The sequence below is a fragment of the Komagataeibacter oboediens genome (assembly GCF_003207815.1).
Taxonomy (GTDB): domain Bacteria; phylum Pseudomonadota; class Alphaproteobacteria; order Acetobacterales; family Acetobacteraceae; genus Komagataeibacter; species Komagataeibacter oboediens.
Window position 1 is genome coordinate 1 of the sequence record NZ_NKTX01000013.1, and the last position, 23445, is coordinate 23445.

At 60.5% G+C, this 23445-nt stretch carries 21 protein-coding genes; 12 read left to right on the forward strand and 9 right to left on the reverse strand.

Annotation, left to right across the window (positions count from 1 at the left end; translation table 11 throughout):
• On the forward strand, positions 1 to 581 hold a 581-nt coding region (locus tag CFR80_RS07850; RefSeq protein WP_110507207.1), incomplete at its 5' end, for an IS3 family transposase.
• Positions 582 to 940: 359 nt separating this feature from the next.
• On the opposite strand, the gene CFR80_RS07855 is transcribed toward CFR80_RS07850, so the two are convergent.
• The 8 genes from CFR80_RS07855 to CFR80_RS07890 form a co-directional block, all read right to left on the reverse strand.
• Positions 941 to 2551 carry a glycoside hydrolase family 32 protein gene (locus CFR80_RS07855; protein WP_258367745.1) on the reverse strand — a complete coding sequence of 537 codons (1611 nt, stop codon included), beginning with the start codon at positions 2549 to 2551 and terminating at the stop codon, positions 941 to 943.
• 53 nt (positions 2552 to 2604) lie between these two features.
• Positions 2605 to 4296, reverse strand: a complete 1692-nt coding sequence (locus tag CFR80_RS07860; protein WP_082071134.1) for a glycoside hydrolase family 68 protein — start codon at positions 4294 to 4296, stop codon at positions 2605 to 2607.
• A gap of 298 nt (positions 4297 to 4594) precedes the next feature.
• A complete protein-coding gene (locus tag CFR80_RS07865) occupies positions 4595 to 5431 on the reverse strand; it encodes a type II secretion system minor pseudopilin (protein WP_110507209.1) in 837 nt (278 codons plus the stop codon).
• Positions 5428 to 7767 carry a type II secretion system secretin GspD gene (gspD, locus tag CFR80_RS07870; protein WP_110507210.1) on the reverse strand — a complete coding sequence of 780 codons (2340 nt, stop codon included), beginning with the start codon at positions 7765 to 7767 and terminating at the stop codon, positions 5428 to 5430. Before gspD ends, CFR80_RS07865 begins: the two co-directional genes overlap by 4 nt.
• Positions 7764 to 8423: a hypothetical protein gene (locus CFR80_RS07875; protein WP_110507211.1), complete on the reverse strand. Its 660-nt coding sequence runs from the start codon at positions 8421 to 8423 to the stop codon at positions 7764 to 7766. Before CFR80_RS07875 ends, gspD begins: the two co-directional genes overlap by 4 nt.
• Positions 8420 to 9025, reverse strand: coding sequence for a type II secretion system protein GspM (gspM, locus tag CFR80_RS07880; protein ID WP_110507212.1), 606 nt, complete (start codon positions 9023 to 9025; stop codon positions 8420 to 8422). The genes CFR80_RS07875 and gspM overlap by 4 nt, the downstream gene beginning before the upstream one ends.
• The gene (locus tag CFR80_RS07885; protein ID WP_110507213.1) at positions 9025 to 10050 is read right to left on the reverse strand and encodes a PilN domain-containing protein; all 1026 of its coding nucleotides are present in this window, start codon (positions 10048 to 10050) and stop codon (positions 9025 to 9027) included. Before CFR80_RS07885 ends, gspM begins: the two co-directional genes overlap by 1 nt.
• Positions 10051 to 10163: 113 nt before the next feature.
• The gene (locus tag CFR80_RS07890) at positions 10164 to 10580 is read right to left on the reverse strand and encodes a lytic transglycosylase domain-containing protein (RefSeq protein ID WP_110507214.1); all 417 of its coding nucleotides are present in this window, start codon (positions 10578 to 10580) and stop codon (positions 10164 to 10166) included.
• Positions 10581 to 10706: 126 nt separating this feature from the next.
• On the opposite strand from CFR80_RS07890, the gene gspG reads away from it, so the two are divergent.
• The 8 genes from gspG to CFR80_RS07930 all read left to right on the forward strand — a co-directional run bounded on the left by gspG (position 10707) and on the right by CFR80_RS07930 (position 17524).
• Positions 10707 to 11132, forward strand: a complete 426-nt coding sequence (gene gspG / locus CFR80_RS07895) for a type II secretion system major pseudopilin GspG (RefSeq protein ID WP_258367748.1) — start codon at positions 10707 to 10709, stop codon at positions 11130 to 11132.
• A gap of 15 nt (positions 11133 to 11147) precedes the next feature.
• On the forward strand, positions 11148 to 11960 hold the full coding sequence (locus tag CFR80_RS07900; RefSeq protein ID WP_110507215.1) for a prepilin peptidase: 813 nt from the start codon (positions 11148 to 11150) through the stop codon (positions 11958 to 11960).
• On the forward strand, positions 11957 to 13705 hold the full coding sequence (locus CFR80_RS07905) for a GspE/PulE family protein (protein ID WP_258367746.1): 1749 nt from the start codon (positions 11957 to 11959) through the stop codon (positions 13703 to 13705). Before CFR80_RS07900 ends, CFR80_RS07905 begins: the two co-directional genes overlap by 4 nt.
• Positions 13702 to 14967, forward strand: coding sequence for a type II secretion system F family protein (locus tag CFR80_RS07910; RefSeq protein WP_258367747.1), 1266 nt, complete (start codon positions 13702 to 13704; stop codon positions 14965 to 14967). Before CFR80_RS07905 ends, CFR80_RS07910 begins: the two co-directional genes overlap by 4 nt.
• Complete coding sequence (locus CFR80_RS07915; protein ID WP_029329608.1) at positions 14954 to 15382, forward strand: prepilin-type N-terminal cleavage/methylation domain-containing protein; 429 nt, start codon at positions 14954 to 14956, stop codon at positions 15380 to 15382. The genes CFR80_RS07910 and CFR80_RS07915 overlap by 14 nt, the downstream gene beginning before the upstream one ends.
• Positions 15379 to 15798 carry a PulJ/GspJ family protein gene (locus CFR80_RS07920; RefSeq protein WP_010515406.1) on the forward strand — a complete coding sequence of 140 codons (420 nt, stop codon included), beginning with the start codon at positions 15379 to 15381 and terminating at the stop codon, positions 15796 to 15798. The genes CFR80_RS07915 and CFR80_RS07920 overlap by 4 nt, the downstream gene beginning before the upstream one ends.
• Positions 15795 to 16403, forward strand: a complete 609-nt coding sequence (locus tag CFR80_RS07925; protein WP_010515405.1) for a prepilin-type N-terminal cleavage/methylation domain-containing protein — start codon at positions 15795 to 15797, stop codon at positions 16401 to 16403. Before CFR80_RS07920 ends, CFR80_RS07925 begins: the two co-directional genes overlap by 4 nt.
• 581 nt (positions 16404 to 16984) lie before the next feature.
• Positions 16985 to 17524, forward strand: a complete 540-nt coding sequence (locus CFR80_RS07930) for a DNA-3-methyladenine glycosylase I (protein WP_010515402.1) — start codon at positions 16985 to 16987, stop codon at positions 17522 to 17524.
• A gap of 159 nt (positions 17525 to 17683) precedes the next feature.
• Here the strand turns inward: CFR80_RS07930 and CFR80_RS07935 are convergent, their stop codons facing one another.
• Complete coding sequence (locus CFR80_RS07935) at positions 17684 to 18823, reverse strand: epoxide hydrolase family protein (protein WP_010515401.1); 1140 nt, start codon at positions 18821 to 18823, stop codon at positions 17684 to 17686.
• A gap of 252 nt (positions 18824 to 19075) precedes the next feature.
• Between CFR80_RS07935 and CFR80_RS07940 the strand changes: the two genes are divergently transcribed.
• The 3 genes from CFR80_RS07940 to cydC all read left to right on the forward strand — a co-directional run bounded on the left by CFR80_RS07940 (position 19076) and on the right by cydC (position 23382).
• Positions 19076 to 19318 carry a hypothetical protein gene (locus CFR80_RS07940; RefSeq protein WP_146221617.1) on the forward strand — a complete coding sequence of 81 codons (243 nt, stop codon included), beginning with the start codon at positions 19076 to 19078 and terminating at the stop codon, positions 19316 to 19318.
• A 675-nt stretch (positions 19319 to 19993) separates the two neighbouring features.
• Positions 19994 to 21697 carry a thiol reductant ABC exporter subunit CydD gene (cydD, locus tag CFR80_RS07945; RefSeq protein WP_010515399.1) on the forward strand — a complete coding sequence of 568 codons (1704 nt, stop codon included), beginning with the start codon at positions 19994 to 19996 and terminating at the stop codon, positions 21695 to 21697.
• Entirely contained in the window at positions 21694 to 23382 is a 1689-nt protein-coding gene (gene cydC, locus CFR80_RS07950) for a thiol reductant ABC exporter subunit CydC (RefSeq protein ID WP_010515398.1), read from the forward strand. Before cydD ends, cydC begins: the two co-directional genes overlap by 4 nt.
• The last annotated feature ends 63 nt before the right edge of the window (positions 23383 to 23445 follow it).

Genomic DNA, 23445 nt, shown 5'->3' on the forward strand with positions numbered 1-23445 from the left:
GGAAATATCCATATCTTCTGCGGGATCTGGTCATCAATCGGCCTGACCAGGTCTGGTGTTCCGATATCACATATATTCCCATGAAACGGGGATTTCTCTATCTCGTGGCGATAATGGACTGGTTCACGCGCAAGGTCCTGTCCTGGCGTCTGTCGAACACGATGGACGTGGAGTTCTGTATCGAGGCGCTACAGGATGCCCTCATGCGCTATGGCGCCCCGGACATTTTCAATACTGACCAGGGGTCGCAATTTACGACACCCCGTTTCACCGGGATACTGGAAGAGCGTCAGATCCGCATCAGTATGGACGGGCGTGGGCGATGGCTGGATAACGTGTTCATCGAGCGTCTGTGGCGGTCGCTGAAATATGAATGCGTCTACCTGCACGCGTTCGAGACCGGATCGGAGCTGAGGGCCGGGCTTGGCAGATGGATCGCCCACTATAACGAAAGGCGTCCGCATACGGCGCTGGCTGGACGTACGCCCGATGAGGCGTATCATGACGTGCCGACGCCATCTGGTCCGGGGTTAACCCCGGACCAGATAGCCAACAGCAACGCCGTCAGAAGGGCGGCATAACAACAACCGGGTATAGCTTATCAAGCCCACAAAGCTGTCCGAACGGACGGGACCACCTCAAGGTGCTGCCACACGTGGAGCCTCGACCATCGGATAAACAATTGTGCGGCGGTTAACCAGGGACCCAACAGTAGCTGGCAGGGCACTCCACTTTGCGCCGTTTGTATGCCATCAGAAGGTCACGGAAATCTTCCGCCGAAGGTTCTTCGGCGGGGTCTTGCCCCTCGGATGGACTTTCTCGATTAAAGAGATCCAGACAGACTGCATCATGCTAATAATAAACAGCTGTACGTTTCATTCCGAAGTTAAAGTACTAAATGGTTGTATCATAATATAATTAAATTAAAAATCTTCAACCATTAGTTGCTATCAAGGGGGGTGATTTTCATATGCCTGAATTCTGTCATGCCGTTTTCGGAAAAGGCTATGACACGATCAGCCCTGGCAGGTGGGAAGATAAGGTCTGTTATGACGACAGAACCGTTTCGGGAAAGAATTTCAATAGAATTGCGGTCAACAATAACATGTAAAGAAATGTCCCCTGTCTGCGAAGGCATATTGACGATATGTTCATGACTGAATTTTGGTGAGAAATCAGTCAGGCCCGAACGTGACCGGTCGACGGTCAACACATGCTTTTTCATATCGTAAGCAATATTTGTGCCGGTATGGCCATCGGGTGTGGCCCGCACGACTATTCCGGCACGATCCGCGTTTTGTATGTGCATGCTCATGTCAATATCCAGAACCTGACCATGCACACGGTCAGGTAGCAGATGGCGTCCCGAGAATACCTGCAACCCGTCGAAAGATAGCGTCGGTCGGGCCGCGACCAACGCAGTGTAATGGCTTTCGGGGGTCAGGCAAAGCTGGGGGGTGCCATCAATTGTTCGCAGGGCCATGGTCATGGGGAGAGTCATCTGACCTTTCCATGGCGATGTCGGTACCTGGGAGGCATAGTCCCAGTTATTCATCCAGCCGATGGTAACAGGTGTGTTTTCAGGCAGGCCAGCAAACGGGATTGCGGCATAATGGTCCGCCCCGTGATCGAGCCAGTCATATGCTGCCGGGTCTGATCCATCGGGCGGCAGTCTGTCCGGGTGGAATGCCGTGCCATCGAAGGACCCAACGAAATAGATGCTGCCCGATCCGCCCGCGATGCTCCATGGATTGATCCCCAGCATCAGGACCCATTTCTGCTGTGCCGGATTCCCGTCCAGGGGCAGGGGAAATAGCGATGGCATTTCCCATAACATTCCCGGGCGAATAAAGCCGGCCGGACCGAAATCGCTGAGGAATGTCCAGTCCGTCAGGTTGACCGATTTGTATAGTTTGACGACCGGTGCATTTGCAACGACCGTTGCCATGATCCAGTAACCACCGGGCGCGTACCAGAACACGCCGGGGTCACGAAAGTGAAGTGAATCCGGTGATAACGTCAGGACAGGGTCCTTCTGGTAGGGTTTCCATGTCTGGCCATTGTCAAGACTGTATGCAAGGGACTGCGCCTGCACGCCGGGTTCTCTGGACGCGTTTTTCTTGAAAACACTGGTGTACAGTGCCACCAGCGGCGGATTGTTTGTCGTGCCCAGCCCGGATGTATTGTGGGTGTCCGCCACGACTGTTCCGGAAAAAATGTCTTTTGTCTCATTGGACGGAAGGGCGACATCATGTTCATGCCAATGCAGCAGGTCCGTGCTGGTCGCATATCCCCAGGACATATTCCCCCATTCGGAGGCTACAGGATTGTACTGATAGAAAAGATGATAGACTCCCTTGTAAAAAAATGGGCCATTGGGATCATTCATCCAGTTACGTTGGGGCGTATAATGCAACAGCGGGCGCCACTGTGGGGTGGCGCCCTGTAATGGCGCGGTCTGTTGCATGTCGGCTGCCTGCGCTGTCACCAGCGCAGGCAGGTTGGTCGATAATGCCATCAATACAGTCCACCGTATCATTTCTGCCCGCATGTTATTGATGGCTCCCCCTCAGGAATGTGGGCATCATATGAACAACTGCCGCATTATTGCTGCTGTACGAACGAGGCAAGTGATATACTGGCATTGGGCGATCTTCCGGACTGCAGCAGGTCACGCACAAACCCCTGCCAGTCCAGATCATACCGGTTTGCCGGGATATTGCCATATCCACCCAGCCCGTTCTGACCATATGACAGGTCGATCTGGGTCGTTGCATCACTGATCTGGATCTTCACGGTGGGCGCCAGTGCCCCGCCCCGCCGGCCTTCTACCGTGTCGATAAACGATTCAACCAGACCATTGGGCATCACATAATGCGAATACGCCTGAAAGGCACGTGGGTTCTGCTGTGGATCGGGATCAAAATCCGAACCCGCTGCGGTATTGAGGTCGGTGGGGTTGCCCAGCGCCAGACCGCTGCCCCAGTTCAGCGGTTCGAAATCGCTTCTCAGGCCATTGCCGACAAAACCATAAACCCCATCTGGTCCATCAATGCCTGCTGCGAAGGTTGAGCGATGACTGATGGTGAACAGATAGTATTTCCCATCCTTGATATAGACCTGAGGCCGTTCCGTCTGGTCGTTGACACAGTTCGCGGAAATAAGGGGCGGCAGGAAACGCCATTGCGTCAGTGAACTGTCGGTGGATACCGCCAGGCCGATATTGGCTTTCTGGTATGTCGCTCCCGAATTCTGTACGGTATCCAGATCTTCGGCATTGGGGTCACCCGCCTGATAACCCAGGTCGGCTGCCGTGCAGTCCTTTGCGCCGCGTTCGCCCGCCGTGTTGCCTTCGAATACCATGAATGTCTGCCCGGGGTTCTGCGGATCCTCGAACGTGAAGGGATCACGGAAAGAGTAGAATTCATTCTGCTGCCCGGTCTGGTAATAGGTTCCATCAGGCTGCAGCAGCCCGGTATGGTTATTGAACCCGGTAAACCAGACATGGTTCAGGTCTGCATGGATCCTGCCGTTCGTCTTGGAAATGATCGCAACGGGGGGCGCGATGTTCGCCCCCTCCGCCGTGCGGTTGAAGCCAAGTGCGGTATAAAACACCGCTACTTCGTTTCCGTCCGTTTTCAGCAGGCGCGTCGATCCTGACCATTCGGCATTGTTGGTCAGCGGGGTGGAACCGAACACCTTGACGCTGGCCCCATCGGGGAACAGGTGACCGCCATATATCCACCCCCCGTTACGTGGCCGCGCCGAAGCGGGGATGCCCGCACGACGGTAGAAATAACTGATACGCGCATGCACGTGCCGGTCATCAAAGGTATATCCGGCATTGGGATCAGCCGTCAGCGCGAAAATGACTTCCCATCCATTATAGCTGAACTGGTTGGCGTGGGCATCGATCAATGTCCATGTATCCCATAGCCATACATCCGGGTTCGTCTGGGGAAAGTCGGCAGGAATATCGGGCATTGTCACGCTGGTCGGCATGGAATTCGCCCCTACGGCAACATTCGGGTCGGATCGGGCCTTGATCTGCCGTGCATCCGCACGTGTCCATCGGGAGGTGAACGTGTCGAACGGGCTATAGACCTGTTGTGTATGGGTGGTAGGCGCCGGAAAACCGGGCACCGGGGTGACTGCGGTCTGCGCGTGCGCCGTGACAAGGGGGACACTGCCCGTAATGGCACAGGCAAGGACCAGTCTGATGGCGGTTCCATACACTTTTCGGCCAGAATGACCGTTGCCGATTATTCTGGAGACATCCTGATTGGAAATTTCCATTTCTACGTACTCCGGCATAGGATGATCCCGCACTTCAGACGCCGTGCCGAAGTATACGGGTTATGGACTCGACGTCATTACTTGTTCCGTATCGTTGTCGCTGTCTGTTTCAGGGCATAAACACACGATCATGACTGTCGCGTCTATTTTCGTTGTATTTGAGAATCATGTCGTCATATTTTGATAAATACAGGCATGACATCTCGTGTCTCGAACGGCAGGCTCATGAACAGGTTGCCCGGACAGGAAAATATTTTAACGCATTTTTAATACAGGCCATAAGAACAGCCATACGTTTTTATTTTTCTTCGGGAATGTCCCATTCCAGTACCCGGACGGGGGCTGCAGCGTTATCCGCAGGCGCCTTCATGATGATCGCATGACGGAAGGCACGTGCGCCAGACCCGTCCTGCGCGGCGGATTCAATACTGACCACCTGCTCGGCCCGGGCCATTCCCCCAGTGGGGAAAGTGTGTCCGGCGTTTATCACGACCTGACGCACCACCGGGTCAGCGTGTTCCACGATCGGCCCGTCATCCCAGTATATGCTCAGATGTGGGATGAGCTGGGCCGCGATCACGGGCGTCATGCCCAGCACCAGGCGCAGTTCCCCCACACTCTGGAACGGTGCGCCCGGTGGTCCGTAGGGCAGGCCGGCTGCGGCATAGGCGGCCGGTCCGCCGGGTAGTACGATGCTGTCCGATGATGCAGGGAAGCGCCATGCACGGATATTGAGGGTCAGCGCCTGTGCTTCGTGCATGTCCAACCCTGTTGCCCGTAACAGCGCCAGCAGTAGCCCGGTTGAGGCAATGTTGGGATTGATCTTTCCCGCTTCACTGGTGATCCGTAGATCCAGCCGCGTGTTCCCGTGCCGGATCAGGTGGTCGGTTCCATCCGCCCCCCAGTGCCCGGCCGAGGTATCAAGCAGGTGGAACGCCGCTTCCCATATCCCTCCGTCAGCTTCCTGCTGCAGGCGGGCATGAAGACGCAGCAGATCGGTCGTACGCATTTGCCCCCGCCCTGCGGATGCGATGGCAAATGCCAGGAATGACAGCAGGACCACTGCCCACAATACGATCAGCAGTGCGAAGCCACCATCGGTCGTGGTTCGTATACGTGGTGGCGGTGTCTTCACGGCCCCAGCCCGACGCCACGGCGGATACGGGCCTGCGGGTCGGCACTGCCGGTGGACCGCATGTTCGTCAGTTCATCAGGCACGCCGGCCGCATTGGGCAATGTATCGCGCAGGTCAGCGGTCAGCGCCTGTGCGTCCCGCTGATCATGTATGACGTGGGGGGTAATGAGAACCAGCAGTTCCGTGCGCTGGCGGTTATTGCTCTGGTCGCCTGCCAGTATGCCCAGCACCGGGATATCCTTCAGCCATGGAATGCCGCTGTTGTTGCGCGAAGATGTATCGGTGATCAATCCGGCCAGCCCCAGTGTCTGCCCGTCCTGTATCACTACGCGGGACGTGACGGAGCGGTCATTGAAGGTCGGGTTGACCGTGCTGGATGATGTGGAACTGACCGAGCTGACTTCCTGCGAGATGTCCAGCGTCACCAGTCCGCCGTTATTGACCCGTGGCGTCACCTGCATGATGACCCCGGTGGGCTGGTACGTGAACTGGTTGTAGATCGAGGTCCCGATCGTGCTGGACTGTGATCCCGTCTGGATCGGAACAAGCTGCCCCACCTGCAGGCGCGCAGGCTGGTTGTCCAGAACCATGATCTGGGGCGAGGACAGGACATGCACCTTCGTCACATTCTGCAGCGCATCCAGGGCGATGGGCGCCCCGCCGCTGCCACTTGCGCTGCCGATGATGAAACCGGGCAGGGTATGACTGAACGCGGCGGAAGCCAGCTTGCCGGTGGTAATGGTCTGGCTGTTGCTGCTCAGCACGCCGTTGATGCCACCTGACTTGAAAAAGAACTGTGTGCCGTAGCGCAGGGCGTCATTCAGTTGCACTTCGGCAATCACGGCATCGATGCGTACCTGCACGGGAAGGATGTCCACCTTGCGCAGCATGTCTTCAATCGTGTCGTTTTCCTGATCGGTGGCATAGATCAGCAGCGCGTTATGCTGGGGGCTGGGGATGATCCGCATGCCCCGGGCCCGACCGTTTCCCCCGGCGGTATTGTCAAGACCGCCCAGCAACGGATTGGCGTTCGCAGGCTGCGTGCCGCCTGCCGCACCGACCTGTGTTCCGGGCTGCGTGATACCAGACATCATGCCCGTGCCGCCGGCCAGTCCGGTCCCGCCTCCCAGCGTACTGCCGGACTGCATGCCCCCCAGTCCGGACAGGCCCCCACCACCCGTCATGCCTGTGGTGGCCTGCTGGCCCGCACCGGGAATATTTGCCTGTGGTGGCTGGGTGGGCTGGGCCGTCACGTCATCAGGGGTGAAGGCCTGCTGCAGGATATAGGCCGCGTCATTGGCATTGGTATTCTGGATATAATAGACGTGCCACGTACGCATTGTCGTCCGCCGGGTGCGTTCCAGCAGATCGAATAGCCGGCGCGTATCGGCAATGTACCGGGCGGAACTGGCGACAACCAGCACGGCATCCACGCGCGACATCGCAATGACCCGAACCACCTGCGCCAGTGCGCCGCCATGTCCGCGCAGGGCTTCCTGCAACGCCGTGGCCATGTCGCGCGCTGCCCCGGAAGAGACGGGCAGAAGGGCATAGGACTGCCCCGCCAGCATATCGACATCGAAGGCATGGATCAGATCCACGATCGTATTGCGCGTGACGGGATCACCGGCGACAAGCAGCGCATTCGCCCCGCTGGCCGCGGTGACATGGCCGCTGCCCTGCACGAAGGGCTGCAGCGCCTTGGCAAGGTCTTCCGCCCCGGCATAGCGCAGTGGCACCATGATGCTGCCCGCCATTGCCGGATCTTCCGCCAGCCCCACCGGGCTGCCGCCTGCGGCACCCGCACCGGCAGCCGTGCCCGCAGGCCTGGCGGCACCGGGCGTTACCCGGTACAGATCGCCCACCCGGTCCAGGGTCGCCCCCACTTCCGACAGGAGCATCTGCAGGACAGGCAGCATTTCCCTGCTCAGCAGCGGTGTTGCGGTATGAAGTGTCACCGTGCCTGTTACCGCTGGATCGATCGTGTAATTGACGTGCAGCACATTGCCCAATATCTGCGCCACGACATCACGGATATCCGTATCGGCAAAATCCAGCGTCACGGTTCCTGATGGAGTTGTCTGCACCCCGTGGCCCAGATGGGGAACGGTATCACGGCCATAGCTGACCTGTGCGGTCATGGGGTGATCGGTCGATCCGACCGGCCCGTTTACCGGGGGCTCGGCCCCGCCATGCAGCAACTGGGGACCGGGCAATGGCGATACCCTGGGTGGCGCGCCCGTATCGCATCCTGTCATGGACATGCACGCCAGCAGGGCGGCACACCACCTGGACAGGGTGGCGAAGCGGGCAGGGGTAACGGAAAATGGATTCATGGATGCGACCGGGCCGGAGGGGGCGGGGGAACGGGAAAGCGTGCTTCAGGGATTGTAATGGCATCATCCGGACCGGCAGACGCATCGTCGCCCTGCTGGCTGCCCGGTGGGGCGCGTTTGCCGCCACCCCGTTCCCGATCGGGGCGCAGTTCCGTCATGCCGTTACTGCCGTCCACCCCCACGGTTTCTGGTCCGATCCGGCGTATGTGCCATGGTCCGATCACGTCCCCCTCGCGCGCCAGTATGCCGCGACTGCCTGCAACCCGGGGGCTGCCGGGGGCGTGCAGGATGCCCGGTGGCAGCGCGCCGCGGGGCAGGGAAAAGATGGCGGTCCTGATGCCGCCCGGTCCGATCACGATGCCACTCAACCGCATGCCCGCCGTGGCCGTGGTGCCGTCATTCGCCGCACGACGGGAGGGGACGAACAGGGGACGCTGGAGGATGGGCGGCAGCCCGCCTTCCAGCCGGTCCGTCCCATTCTGCGCAGTTTGCTGCGCCGTGGGCAGTCCCCTGAGGATATCAGGTTGCGCGGGTGGATGGGGGGCGGGGCTGTGGCATTCTTCAACCACAATGCCCGCCAGCACCACACCACAGCAGACCAGCGCCAGCAGTCCGGCCGGAACCGGCAGCCGGGGTGGCAGGGAAAGGCGGATCATCGCGCCCCCTTGCGCGGCGTGTCGCCTTCCGGCCTGTAGGCAATGACGGTCATGGCCGTATCCAGCATGGGATTGTCACGCCGCGCCCCCGCGGCAAGGTGCAGTTGCAGTTCATCAACCACCATTGCCGGTGTTGCCCGTGCGATGGCATCCAGCAGCCGGACATCCGTTTCAAAGGAAACCGTGGTGGCAATCCGCACGCTGATGCGGTGATAGGCCCCGGACTGCACGACGGGCAGGGTTTCCACACTCGACAGCGTGGCTCCCAGCGCTGTTGCCATGGCCTGCACCCGGTCCTGCAACGCGGCGGCAGTGACCGTGTCGTTGGCCCCGTTGAGGAAAAACGACGGGCCGGGCCGGGATGTCGCAGCCCGCTGGCGCAGGGCAGGCAGGGCGGCCGCCAGTTCGGTCATGCGCGCAGTCATTGCGGCACGCATGTTTAGTGCTTCGGCCCGTTGATGGTACCAGCCCATCAGTGGCAGCGCGATGCCATTCCACATTACCAGAACGACAATCCCCGCCATGGCGCATGCCAGTATCCTGCCAGACCGCCCTTCGGGCAGGATGCCCTGTGTCATGGTGGGAGGGGGCTGGGACACCATCAGCGCTTTCCCACCGTGGCCTGTATGGAAAACTGGCTGTAGCCCCGGTCACTGGACCGGGTGACGGGGGCTGCGAAGGAAGGCGCCATAAAAACCGGGTCGGCGTTCATCGCCTGTATGACCGCAGTCGTTGCATGTGACTGGCCGCTTATCAGCAGTCGCCCCTGCTGCAGGGACAGGTCGGTCAGGTAGGTATCATCGGACAGCGCAGTGGTCAGGGCGCCAAGTATGACAAGGGGATTGCCCAGTCGCTGCTGTTCGGTGCGTATAAGGTTTCGTCCCGCAGCCTCGCCCTGTATGTCCTGTCTGATCCGGGTTGCGGCCAGTGCGGGGGCACGCACACTGGCCATGCGGCGGTCCAGCCGCGCGTAAGCCACGGACTGCAATGCAAAGGGCAGGACCAGGGCCACGACCGCCAGCCCCCCGCATATCGCTGCCACCCCGGTAAGCAGGTGCCGGGCACGACGCTGCGCCATTGACCTCCGCTGTGTCAGTGAAAGGTGCAGCGGGCCTGGCCCGGGCCGGAGAATTTCCAGCGCCAGTGGCTCCATGCCGGCACTGCGCAGGACAGGCAGCAGCCCGCCCAGTGCTGCGGTCGGCACAAGGGAAAGACATACATGCAGCCGTCCCGCCGCCATGTCCCGCCGCATGATCCGCGCACCGAAGACAACATCCGCAGCGGCAAAGGGCGTCAGGCGGTCCATTTCGTAAACCAGAACGTGGTCAAGTGAGTGTTCCGCGGCTGTCGGCAGGATTACTTCACGTTCCAGCAGCATTGTGGGATTGGGCCGCAGGATGACTTCCCTGCGGCCATAGGTGGCCACGATCGCCGTCAGCGCGTCGTGCAGGGTGAACTGATCGGCCGCAGGTATGCCCCCGCCATCCACCTGCGGCGCAGGGCCAGGCAGGGACACGGCCGTTCCATCCGGCAGGCGCAGCATGACCCCATCGGGCAGGTAGTCGATCATGTAGCCATCGAATGCACGGCTTTCACGTATAAACCACGCAGGAAGCAGATCGTGCATCTGTCGTAACCACCAGTCCCGGACGTCGCGTATTTTCATGGTCAGGGAAACTCTCGCATCCATGGTGTGTTCCGGGTGTCGGGGAACGTATCGGCCAGTATGGCGAGGACGTTTCATCGCCCCGTCTGTGCCGCGGCAAACAGGCGGGCTGCCGATTGCATGACCTGCAACTGATAGGCCCGGTTCAGGTCGGGAGTATGGGAATGGTAATTGCCGACAGCCCGAAGCAGACCGTCATGCGTGGCATCCATCTGGGTGCGCATGATCGCCCCCGCCGCCGCAATGTTGTAGCAGGCGTCATCACGCAACCGGCGATAGACCGTGGCCATGGGTGTGCCGGTATAACGGACCAGTGGACCAAGCCACGCCGTATTGACCTGCATGACCCCCAGATCACGGGTGCCGTTGGTATTGGGGTGTTCCAGACCGGGATAACCGCCCTCCACCGCCTGGATTGCGGGCAGTACGCGCGGCGGAAGATGATAGAGCGATGCGACAAGCGCCATGCAGGCCAGATACGGAATTCCCATCGTTCTCCCACACCTTCTGACCGTGGCGCCGTGCCATGCGGCGGGACAGCCCCGCGCGATCATTTGCAAAACGCAAGAAAAGAACGGCGGTTTATTTCAGGGAAAAGAAAAAAATCTGCCCGTTTCATAGGGTTCCACAAAAAACGCGACGAAAAAGGATTCACGTTAATCGAACTGCTGGTCGTTATCGCAATCCTTGGCCTGCTGATCGGACTGGTCGCCCCGGCGGCCCTGCGCCAGCTGGGTGGGGCGCGTACCTCCGTCGCCCGGCAGTCAATCGAACGGATGGGGCAGATCCTTGACCTGTATAAACTTGATGTCGGATCCTATCCCTCCACCGATGAAGGGCTGCAGGCCCTTGTGACCCGCCCCGCTGATGCCGAGACGTGGAATGGTCCCTATGTAAAGGACAGTCACCCGTTACTCGATCCGTGGAACCATCCCTATATCTATCGCAATCCTTCCGATCGTCCCGACCATGATTATGATCTGTGCTCGGCCGGACCGGCTGGCCATGGGGATGATTCCGCCCACCAGATATGCAACCCCTAGAAGGGAAATGCGCGGATGGATGGAACGCTTCTCATCGCGCTGCTGGCCGCCCCTTTTGCGGGATCATTCCTTGGTGTCCTGATCCGGCGCCTGCCGGTCGGTCAGCCGGTTGTATTGTCCCGCTCCGCCTGTGAGCACTGCGGATCGCGGCTGATGGCCCGCGATCTGGTGCCGTTACTGAGTTATGCCGGGACACGTGGGCGGTGCCGGTACTGCCGTGCGGCCATCGGCCGGTTCCATCCCCTTGTCGAACTGCTGGCGCTGGGGGCGGCTGTTATCGTGGCCTGTGCTGGATACATGCGTTTTTCCACACCGGACCCGGTATGGATATGGAGCGGATGCGCGCTGGGCTGGACCCTTCTTGCGCTGGGCTGGATTGACCTGAAAACCCAGCGTCTGCCCGATGCGTTGACCCTGCCGTTGCTGCTGGGGGGATTGCTGTCGTGTCGCCTGCTGTCGCCTGCGGCCGTGCCCGAACATACGGTTGCAGCGGCAGCGGGGTACGGCGGTTTTCGTCTGATCGCGCTGACTTACCGCCGCCTGCGTGGGTATGAGGGGCTGGGCATGGGGGATGCAAAGCTGCTGGCGGCGGCCGGGGCGTGGACGGGTCTGGGCTCCCTGCCTTTCGTTGTCACGGGGGCCGCCATCGTGACGTTGGTTGCAACGGGTGTGGCATATACCGGCCTGTCCCTGCGCAGGCAGATGGAGGTTGCGCCAGCGCACAGCGAACGCGGGCATGTAACAGCCATCCGCATCCCGTTCGGGCCGGGACTGGGTCTGATGATGTGGCTTGTGTTCCTTTCGGGTGTGGGGGGCGGCGCGTCATGATGATGGAACCGCACGGGGATGCCGGTCCCGCACCGGTGATGGTGACGGAGGGGCCACCTGCACCCGGGACAGTGGACGCACGCCTGCTGCAGCTTCTGGTCCGGACGGGGCGGTGTGATTCGCGCACGCTCGATCGCGCACGCCGGGCGGCGGCGGATATGGGGGGGCGGGTTGATATCGCGCTTCTGCGGCTTGGGCTGATTTCGGAACGGGGGCTGGCGGAAGCCTATGCCGAACTGCTGGGAATACCCGTTGTCGGCCCTGACCGGTTTCCTGCTGAACCCATCCTGGCCGACAGGTTGCAGCCTCGTTTCCTGCGTGATGTCCACGCGCTGCCGATCGCCCGCACGGAGCATACGCTTGTCGTTGCGCTGACTGATCCGCTGGACCATTTTGCCGCGGCCGCCATCACCGCCGCCACGGGGCTTGCGGTGACACCCGCCATTGCAATTCCTGTCGAGATCGAGGCGGCCTTCGAACGTCTCTATCCCCCGTCCGATGCGGCGGAGGGGGAAGAAAAATCAGATACGCCGTTTGAGGAAGATACGGAACGCCTGCGCGACATGGCATCCGAAGCGCCGGTTATCCGGCTTGTCAACCAGATCATCTTCCGCGCGGTCGAAAACCGGGCATCCGATATTCATATCGAACCCTTCGAGGATCGCCTGCGCATACGCTATCGCTATGTTGGCATATTGCATGAAGTCGAAAGCCCGCCAGTGTCACTGACCGCGGCTGTCATCTCACGTATCAAGATCATGGCGCGGCTGGATATTGCCGAACGCCGCCTGCCGCAGGACGGCCGCATCCGGCTGCCCATCCGGGGGCATGAGGTCGATTTCCGTGTCTCCACCATTCCTTCCCTGCATGGTGAGACGGTGGTGCTCCGCGTTCTGGACCGCTCGGCTGTCACTTTTGATTATGCTGCCCTGGGCATTGCGCCCGCCGTCGTCGCCTGCCTGACCCGGACGCTGACGCTGCCCAATGGCATGGTGCTGGTGACGGGGCCGACCGGATCGGGAAAAACCACGACCCTTTATTCCGGTCTGCTGACCCTGAATACGGTTGATCGCAATGTGGTCACCGTCGAAGACCCGATTGAATTCCAGTTGCCCGGCATCAGCCAGATTCAGGTCAAGCCACAGATCGGCCTGAATTTTGCGACATTGCTGCGTGCCATCCTGCGACAGGATCCGGATGTGGTGATGGTGGGTGAAATCCGGGACGTGGAAACTGCCCAGATTGCGGTTCAGGCCGCCTTGACCGGACATCTGGTCCTGTCCACGCTGCATACGAACTCTGCTGCTGCCGCCATTGTGCGCCTGCGCGACATGGGGGTGGAAGATTATCTGCTGACAGCCGTGCTGCGTGGGGTCATGGCGCAACGGCTGGTGCGGCGGCTGTGCGGGGCATGCCGCCAGCCCCGGCCGGCATCGTCCGAACTGATTGCCCGTTTCGGACTGGCGGAACGCAGCGGCGGGCAGGCCGTCACCCTGTTTCAACCCGTGGGCTGCCCCCGTTGCCGTCACACCGGGTACGCCGGGCGTCTGGCCATTACGGAATTCCTGATGCCTGATGAGGCGGTTACGCATCTGGTCTTCACCGGTGGCGACCACGCAGCCATTGAACGTGCGGCGATTGCGGGCGGCATGGTGCCAATGTTCGAAGCGGGGCTGAACGCCGCCCTTGCAGGCCAGACCACAATCGAGGAAGTCACCCGCAGCATACGGGCGGAACAGCCATGAGCCAGCCTTCACCCGCCAGCCATACATTCCGCTTTTCGGCCCTTACGCCCGATGGGCAGACCATACGGGGCATGGTCAGTGCCGGTAGCGAGGCCGAAGCCGTCGCATGGATACGACGGCAGGGCAATCTCCCGCTTCGGGCTGAACCGGGGGGTATGGGGATAACCCGGTTTCTGCTGGGGTGGCTACCGTCGGGAAAACTCCGTTTTGCCGGTCGCCGTCATGGCCTGCGGCGGGCGGAGGTCACGCACATGACGCGGGAGCTTTCCGTCATGCTGGCGGCTGGACAGGATCTGGACCGGGCGATGCGGTTTCTGGTCGAAACGGCGGGCGGGTCACGTATGCGCGCGGTGCTGGAGCGTATCCGCGTTGCGCTGCGTGACGGGCGCAGCCTGCATGTGGCGCTGGCTTCATGCCCCGACAGCTTTCCGCCGCTGTATGTCGGGCTGGTGCGTGCGGCCGAAGCGGGGGGCAGCCTGCCTGCCACGCTTGAACATCTGGCGGGCATGATGGAGCGTGAACGCGCGCTGGTTGCAACCATCCAGTCCGCCATGATCTATCCCGCCCTGCTGTCGGTCGCAGCCGTTGGGTCCGTCGTTCTGCTTCTGACGCAGGTGCTGCCGCAGTTCGTGCCGTTATTCATGGAAAACGGGGCGACACTGCCGCCTTCCACCCGTCTGTTGATCGGGGCGGGTCACTGGCTGGGGCAATACGGGATCATCATGCTGTTCGGCCTGTTTCTGATCGGCATGGGGGGCAGGTGGATGCTCCGCCAGCCCGGTCCCCGCCTGCGCGCCGACCGGTTATGGCTGCATCTGCCTGTGATTGGCATGTTGTTGCGCGAGACGATTGCCGCGCGCTTTACACGTACGCTGGGTACCCTGCTGACCAACGGCGTGCCCCTGCTGGCGGCGCTGGGCATTGTTCGTGACGTGATTGGCAACCGGGCCGTGCTGGGGGCAGTGGAGCAGGCAACGGATACCGCCCGGAGCGGTGGCGTGCTGTCACGTTCGCTGGGCGCATCGGGGCTGTTTCCATCGCGCACCATCCATCTGATCCGGCTGGGGGAAGATACGGCGCAGCTTGGTCCGCTGGCGTTACGGGCCGCTGGCATTCACGAAGAACAGGTGCGCCTGCGGGTACAGCGTCTGGTTGCCCTGCTGGTACCTTTGATTACCATCATCATGGGGGCCATGATTGCCGGTATCGTATCGTCGTTGATGCTGGCCATGCTTGGGCTGAACGACCTTGCGCAGCACTAGCGAAAAACGTGCGGAGGGGTTCACCCTTATTGAAATGATCGTGGTGCTGGCGGTGCTGGGGCTGGTCGGTATGGTGGTCCTGTCCCGTGGGCCCATGCATTCACCCACGCTGGAATTGCGCGTTGCGGCACAGGGCATGACTGCCGCCATGCGTGATGGACGGATGACCGCGATTGTCATGGCCCGTCCGGTCATCTTCATGACCAATGCCTCACAGAGATGGTATGGTATTGAGGGCAGACCTGACCATACCCTGCCATATGGCGTCATGCTGGCGGATAATGTCACCCTTGTATTCCATCCCGACGGGAGTGTGACGGGCCGCACGATCACGTTGTTCCGGGGCGCGCGGCGGATCACGCTTGCTGCCAATGCCCTGACGGGGAGCGTGACGGTGCGTGAGAACGTTCCATGACGGGGAGGGCGGGGCATGACGCGGGTTTTACCCTGCTGGAGGTCATGGTGGCGTTTGTCATTGCCGCCCTTGCGCTGGGTGTCCTGTTTGATACGGGCACGGGCGGATGGCGCAATGCATGGATCGCCGATCGCGCATCCGAGGCCCTGTCGCGCGCCGAGTCCCATCTGGCGGTTGTGGGGCATGGGCTGGCTGTGGCGGCTACGGTGCAGGAAGGCGATGACGGCCATGGCTTCCGCTGGCAGCTACGCATCGCCCCGGTCCAGAGCGCGGGGCATCTTACACTTTATTCCGTCGAGGTCAGGGAAACGTGGTCGCGTGGCGAAAGCAGCACGATGCAGGCAGATGAGGATAATCCACGCGTGGTCCTGCTGCGCACGATGCGTATTGGCGGGCCGGCAGGAGGCGGACCATGATCCGTTGCGGCCGATATGAGGGGCCTGTCGCCGATGCTGGCTTTACCCTGCTGGAACTGCTGGTGGTTCTGGTCATATTCGGCGTTCTGCTGGCCACGCTGACGCAGGGAACGTATTTTGGCGTAACGGTGTTCGAACGGCAGCGCCGGTCGATTGAGGAAAGCGAGCGCCTGATCAATCTTGACGGGTTGTTGAGGTCGATGATCGAACAGGCTGATCCCGGCAGCAGTCTGGATACGCGCACGTTGACGGGCACCCATCATGGCATGGTTTTTCGTACCCGCCTGCCTGAGGGAGCTGCGATGACGGCTGCCGATCGTCTGGCGGATGTCCGTCTGAACCGTGAAGGGGACGTTCTGCTATTATCCTGGCTGCCCCATCAACATGTCCTGCCACGTGGATTGCCAGGTGCGCCGCAAAGGGCCGTTCTGCTGTCTCCGGTTTCAGATATGGAAATCAGTTATTTTGCCCATGGGCAGTGGCTGGCGGAATGGGCAACGGATGGACTTCCTGATCTGGTCCGCATCCGTATCGTATTGCCGGATCAGGAAAAGCGGGTATGGCCTGATATCGTTGTTGCGTTGATTCGGTATCCACGAAATTAATTCAATATACTCAGTATGATCCGTACGTCCTGAGGGTTGACCTGATTGTGGGATAATGAACTGTCCCGAGTTTACTGGAGAGCGGCTTGCAGATCTGAACGGTAATTGATGATTCGTATGTTTGTGGATGTAGGGTGAATTTGTGAATGATGTGTTCTCGCTGCCTCAAGGCCAGCCGGAGCGGATTGCGCCGTATTTGTCGCTGGCGCTGAGGGGCGGAGATGGATGACCGTCGGATTGTCGCGGTGCTTACTGAGTTGGGCGGGGGGCTTAAAACGTCGCATGATCGACGCGATACACTTCAAAGCGCACAGGATGGTGGCCTTCCTCTCCAAAATGGGGCTTTTCCCCGTCATATAAGCCGAATAAGAGGTGGCTGGGACTGCAAAGCTGCGAGGGCGTATGTATGTTGATGGCCAGGGTCGATCTGGCCGCCTTCAGATGACCGCAGGGCAGGTCAGCAATTTTAAGGGCGCAGATGGTCTTCTGGCTGATACACGCATCGTTGGCCTGTAAATTTATACCAGAGATGCTTCATGGATCATAAATGTCGTTGCGCCTGGGTCAGTTCGCGCCCCCTGATGCAGGATTACCATGATACCGAATGGGGCGTGCCTGAGCGTGATTCGCGCAGGCTGTGGGAAACACTGATGCTCGAAGGCTTTCAGGCGGGCCTCTCGTGGGAGATCGTGTTGCGGAAACGTGTGGCGTTCCGGGAGGCCTTTGCCGGGTTCGATCCCCGGAAAGTCGCGGCATTCACGGCAGAGGATATTGAGCGACTGATGGGCAATGCCGGCATTATCCGCTCACGTGCCAAAATCGAGGCGACCATTCGCGGCGCACGGATTTTCAATGCGATGCAGGATGCGGGCGACGATTTTTCTGCCTTCTGCTGGTCGTTTACGGACGGCAGGCCATTGGAAGGTTCCGGATACAATACGGAAACCGAGTTATCCCGAACCATCTCGAAAACACTGAAAAAGCGGGGTTTCAAGTTCGTTGGCCCAACCATTGTCTATGCCTGGATGCAGGCGGTCGGCATCGTCAACGATCATGCCCCATCCTGCTTCCGTAAAAGCGAGGTCGAGAACATGTCTGGAGGACCGAGGCACGGCACGTAGTGAATGCGTTCATCATGGCAAGCAGCAGCGAAGATGGAAAGTGTATCATTTCGTGCATGAAGATGGGAATGTGCACGTTATCAATCTGCTCCGGACCGGGGCAGTCGATTGTCCGGTGAAAGTGCGCTGAAGAGGGGGTGGAGGCAGAAATCTCCGGTGTCAGGAGCGCTTTTCCGATACCTTGACAATGAAGGCCCGCAAGTCGGCCAATAGCAGGTCTGGCTCTTCCAGAGCAGCGAAATGGCCGCCTCTGTCCATGTCGGTCCAGTGCACGATATTGTAGGTTTTTTCGGCAAACGAGCGTGGTGTCGACAGGAATACGGGATCGGGAAACGCTGCGACCCCGGTCGGCACATCTATGCGCGTGCCGACGGGAAACCGGTCCGAACCTTCCAGACGTCGGCCGAGATAGATCCACGTCGCCGTCACGACTGCCGAGGGTGCGATATAGAGCATGATATTGGTGATCAGTTCCTCCTCCGAGAACCGGCTCCAGATATCCGGACTGCCATCGGCGGATGTCGGGAGGTCGGCCCATCTGCCAAATTTTTCGAGTATCCAGCCGGCCGCACCGACTACGCTATCGGCCATCGCAACGCCCAGTGTCTGCGGGCGTGTTGATTGCTCGTGACTGTAGCCGGTCTCTCGATCAAGGATCGTGGCACGACGGGAAAACAGATCTTTTTCCTCAGGAGTCGTTGGGGCTGTGTCGTCGGCGAAGACGCTCATCGTGTTGACGTGGATGCCGAGCAGTGCCTCGGGGCGTGTACAGGCCACCCAGCTTGCAATATGCGCCCCCCAGTCGCCGCCCTGAACGACATAACGGGCCTGACCGAACAGACGAACCATCAGCCCGTGCATCAACTCGGCCACCCGACGTGGCCCTGTGACACCGGTGATCGGATTGGAAAAGGCAAAGCCGGGGAGCGAGGGCACGACAATATCATGCCCGTCTGCGGCCAGTGGCTTTAACAGCTGCTTAAACTCAAGATACGAGCCCGGCCAGCCGTGGAGGAGGAGGACGGGTGGTCCGGAGCCGTCACCTCTCACATGAATGAAGTGGAGATGCTCACCCTCAATATCGGTTATAAAGTTGGGCAACGCGTTAAGACGCCGTTCGACCGCGCGCCAGTCATAGTGCTCTCTCCAGTATGTGATGAGACGCTTCAGGTCATTGATCCCGACGCCCGCTGACCAGCCGCCCGCATCAGGAAGCTGGCTCCAGTCATAGGTTTCGATACTGGCCCTGATTGAGGTGAGCCGTTTGGCAGGTATGTCGATCGTGTAGGGCGAGATCATGATCTTCTCCGCGCAGGGGCATCATTTCATGACGTTTCACATTGGCTCTGTTGATGAAGCGCTACACTTTTAAACCATGCGGGTTCGTCATAGTTCAGTGGTCCGCTAATGCCATTTGTGGTCCAGAAGCAGGCCGGGACCCCACCCTGCCCATAGCAGCCGCCAGCCCGGGGCCATGAAGGACTCCTGATCTGGCAATTTTATTTTTCCGTCAGCTTACGGTTATGACGCTGCGGTTGTCGGCGTCTTATCGTGCCACGTGGATTGAAGCCGATTTTTCTGGCAGCCAGGCAATTCGCGGACCGGCGTACGCCAACCATCGTGCAGGAAGCCCTCACATCGCTTCTGGAAGGCGGGCTGTATGAATGGCATATCCGGCGCGTTCGTCGGCACAATGGAGAACTGCGTCGCTGCCTGCTCGGTGTTTCGGATCAGGCTTTTGGCGCACGGGTCGCGATCAAGGGCGCGGACGACGGACTGCAGACCGTAGTTTGAATATCTGTCCTGTTTACCATGGTGGAAGCCGGTCTGGTGGTACGCGGCCGTCAAAAGCGGATCGGCCTCTCAGGATTTGCACGAGCACGTCACTGCATGATGCTCGGACACTATAATTAATATAACATATACATTATATATTAAAATAAATAATTGTAATTATGCCCTCAAGGGCACCCTCTTAGGTGCGGGTTGCATGTGCAATCGCGCCTCAAGGCGACCATCCTGACCGGTTGTGTTTTGTATTGATGTTCATGGTTTGATTTTGATGTCTGAGCATACCTGCTCATTGGTAATGCGCAAGCGCCTGAAGGAGGCTGCTGCTTTTCTGTTCAGTTGGTTTTGTGCCTGTCTACATGAATAAAATCGCTGAATTATGCGGAAAAATGGCTTTTTTACTGCGCGCTGATGCGTGTGTTGGTCGGCTGTTGGCTGAGGATTCATCTGCAGGATTGCATTGTCGGATGGGTGGCTCCCCGCCTTGTCGGGTTCGGTTGTTCCGGCCTGCCTGAAGGTTGCCCTCATCTGGGCCTCGTCCGCTTCCCTTGGTGAGGTTCGTTGCCCGATGTGGTTTTTAAAGAAGACCGGGCTGCTCCTTCTTGACATCCAATATTTACATAATTAACTAAACTACACATACATAAAGTGTGTAACTCTCTGCCCGGATAGGGGCGGATGAATGGTGTGAAAGTGGTTATGGACTATCCCGGTAATAGAGCGCTCATTGGGTTTACGCGGCGCATCGGCCTCTGGCTGGGTGCGGCTGTCGTGCTTGGTGGGGCGGCGGCGGTCATGCTGGTGCTGCAACTGGCTGTGCTGGCGCGTATCGTCTCGGACCTCGCATTCCATAATCACGCCATTTCCGATGAACGCGCCGGATTGACGCTGCTGCTGGCCCTGCTGGCCGGGCGCGCGCTGCTGCAATGGGCTGCCGATATGGTGGCGAATGAAGGCAGTCTGCGGCTGACTGCAGCCATACGTGGCGAACTGCTGCGCCACCTGTTCAATGTCGGCCCGGTTGGCCTGACCGGGCAGGCGACCGGCCATATGGTCACGGTAATGGGCGACGGCATTGCAGCGCTGGAACCCTATTTTGCGCAGTACGTGCCGCGCGCCGCCATGATGGTGGTCCTGCCGCTGCTGGTGCTGGGCATGGTCGCGCATCTGGATGCATGGAGCTTTGTCATCCTTGCCTGCACGGGGCCGCTTATTCCTGTCTTCATGGCGCTGGTGGGGTATCGTGCCCAGGCGATCATGGACCGGCAGTGGACGCAGCTTCTGCTTCTGGGCTCGGCCTTTCTCGATACACTGCAGGGGTTGACCACGCTGCGGCTGTTCGGTCGCGCGCGGGACGCGGTGGCTGCCGTGGCGGGCATGGCCGATGAATACCGCGCCACCACCATGTCGGTCATGAAGGTGGCATTCCTGACATCCGCCGTGCTGGAATTCTTCGCCAGCCTGTCCATTGCGCTGGTAGCCGTCGTGTTCGGTGCACGCCTGCTGGACGGAAAGGCGGATTTCCAGTCCGCTTTTATGGTCCTGCTGCTTGCGCCGGAATATTTCATGCCGCTCCGTGCATTCTCGGCCAGTTATCATGCCCGCCAGAATGCAACGGCGGCCATGGCGGGCATCAGCCAGCTTTTCGCCCTGCCTGAAACAGCCACCCGGCATGCGACACGGGACAGTGCAGCCGGTGCCCCGCTGGTCGCCATCCGCTGTGAAGATGTTACGGCCGGGTATCAGGCCGATGCACCGGTGCTGTCGCACGCAGGCTGCACCTTCAGGCGGAATGCCCTGACGGTTATAACGGGCGAAAGTGGCGTGGGTAAAACCACCCTGATCCGGCTGCTGTTGGGGCTGTTGCAGCCCATGCAGGGGCATGTCACGGCCGTGGACGAATGTGGCATGCCGCATGCCAGGTGGCAGGACAGGGTTGGCTGGGTGCCCCAGCAGCCACGGCTGATTCATGGCACCGTTGCCGAAAACCTGCGCCTGGCCGACCCGATGGCGGATATGGACACCCTGCGTGCCGTCGCGGCCCAGGCCGATGCCCTGTCCTTTATCGAGGCCCTGCCGCAGGGGTTTGATACCCCGGTGGGGGAGCGTGGGGCATGTCTGTCGGGTGGGCAGGTGCAGCGTCTGGCATTGGCCCGCGTGCTGCTGCGCAACCCGCAGGTGCTGATTCTGGATGAACCCACCGCCAGCCTTGATCTGCAGAGTGAACAGCGTGTCGCCGCGGCCATTGCGCGCGCAGCGGTGGGGCGGATCGGGATTGTGGTGGCCCATCGGCCTGCCATGATCGCACAGGCGGCACAGGTTGTGCGCCTGCGTGACGGGCGGCTCTTTTCTGGCCCGAGCACCGTGGAGTGCGCGGCATGAGCACGCTGGCACGCATCATCGGCCTTATGCGGCCCCTGCGGGGGCGGATGGCGCTGGGGCTTGCGCTATCGGTTGCGGCGTCGCTGGCCAATTTCGGGCTGCTGTTTCTGTCGGGCTGGCTGCTGGCGGCTGCTGCCGTGGCCGGGCTGAGTGGGATTGCTGCACGTAATGCTTTCAACCTGTTCCTGCCTGCGGTCGGGGTGCGGTTTTTTGCCACCATGCGTATTCTGGCCCGTTATCTGGAACGGCTGGTCACGCATGATGCGACGTTGCGCCTGATCGGGCGGGTGCGGGCGTGGAGTTTTGAACGCCTTGCCCCGCAGGCGCCCGCCGTACTGGCGCGACAGCGCAGTGGGGACATGCTGTTCCGCTTCGTGGCGGATACGGACCGGATGGGGCAGTTCTATCTGGAAGTGCTGCTGCCCATCGCCAGCGCCGCCATCTGCTGCGTGGTGTTTGTGACGGTTACGGGGGTGTTTTCCCTTTCTGCCGCTGTCGTGCTGGCTGTGGGGCTGGTGGTGTGTGGCGGCGTGTTGCCGAGCGTGGCCGGTGCATTGTCCGCACACGGCATGCGGCGCATCAGCCACCAGCAGGACGTCATGCATGCTGACCTGACCGAAGTGCTGCAGGGCATGGGTGAGTTCATGTTCCTCGGCGCAGCACGGACCGTGCAGGCGCGGATTGCCGACCGCGATGCTGATATTCGTAATGAACGCCGGCGTGTGGCCCTGATTGAAGGGGGCGCGCGGAGTGCGATGACCGTCATTGCCATGATGAGTGCGGCAGGTGTTCTGGTCATGGCCGATATGGCCTATGGCGCCGGTGCGCTGTCTGCGGCCTGCCTGCCCATGCTGGCGCTTGGCGGTCTGGCGGCGTTTGATGTGCTCATCCCCCTGCCTGCGGCCTGGCAGTTGCTGTGGCAGGTGCGTGTGGCGGCAGGGCGGGTGTTTGCCCTGTGCGATACGCCGCCCTGCGTGCCCGCACCCGCAAGGCCCGGCAGTCCCCGGGCACCGTTCGACCTGTCGCTGTCCGGTGTCGGTCTGCGTTACCCCGGGGCGACGCACTGGGCCTTGCGCCATGCCGACCTGTCGGTGGCACAGGGTGCGCATGTGGCGCTGGTCGGTCCCTCTGGCGCGGGCAAGAGCACGCTGGTCAACCTGCTGTTCCGTTTCCATGACTATCAGGAAGGACAGGTCCGCTTTGGCGGTGTGGACCTGCGTGATGTCGATGCGGATGTCATGGCCCGGCATATTGGCGTGGTGGCGCAGGACTTTCACCTGTTTCAGGGCAGCATACGACGCAACCTGACCATTGCCTGTCCCACCGCCACGGAAGAGGCGATGTGGCAGGCCCTGCAGGTCGCGCAACTGCATGCGTTCGTGCAGTCGGAACCCGCAGGTCTGGATACTCTGATCGGGGAGGGGGGCATGCGCCTTTCCGGCGGGCAGGCACGGCGGCTGGCCGTGGCCCAGGTTGTGCTGCGTAGTCCGGACTGGATCATCCTTGATGAACCGACCGAAGGGCTGGATGCACGGACCGAGCGCGACCTGATGGACGCGCTCCTGCAGGCCCTGCCACTACGGACAACCATCATATGCATTACCCATAATCCTGCCGTGGCGGCACGGATGGGCCGGGTGGTGCGTGTCGAGGGCGGCCGGTTTCATGAGGCCGGGAGAACGTAATGACCCGACGATGACCTGAATGAATCCCGGAAAATTCCCTCACGCTCATACCGAAATCAGGAG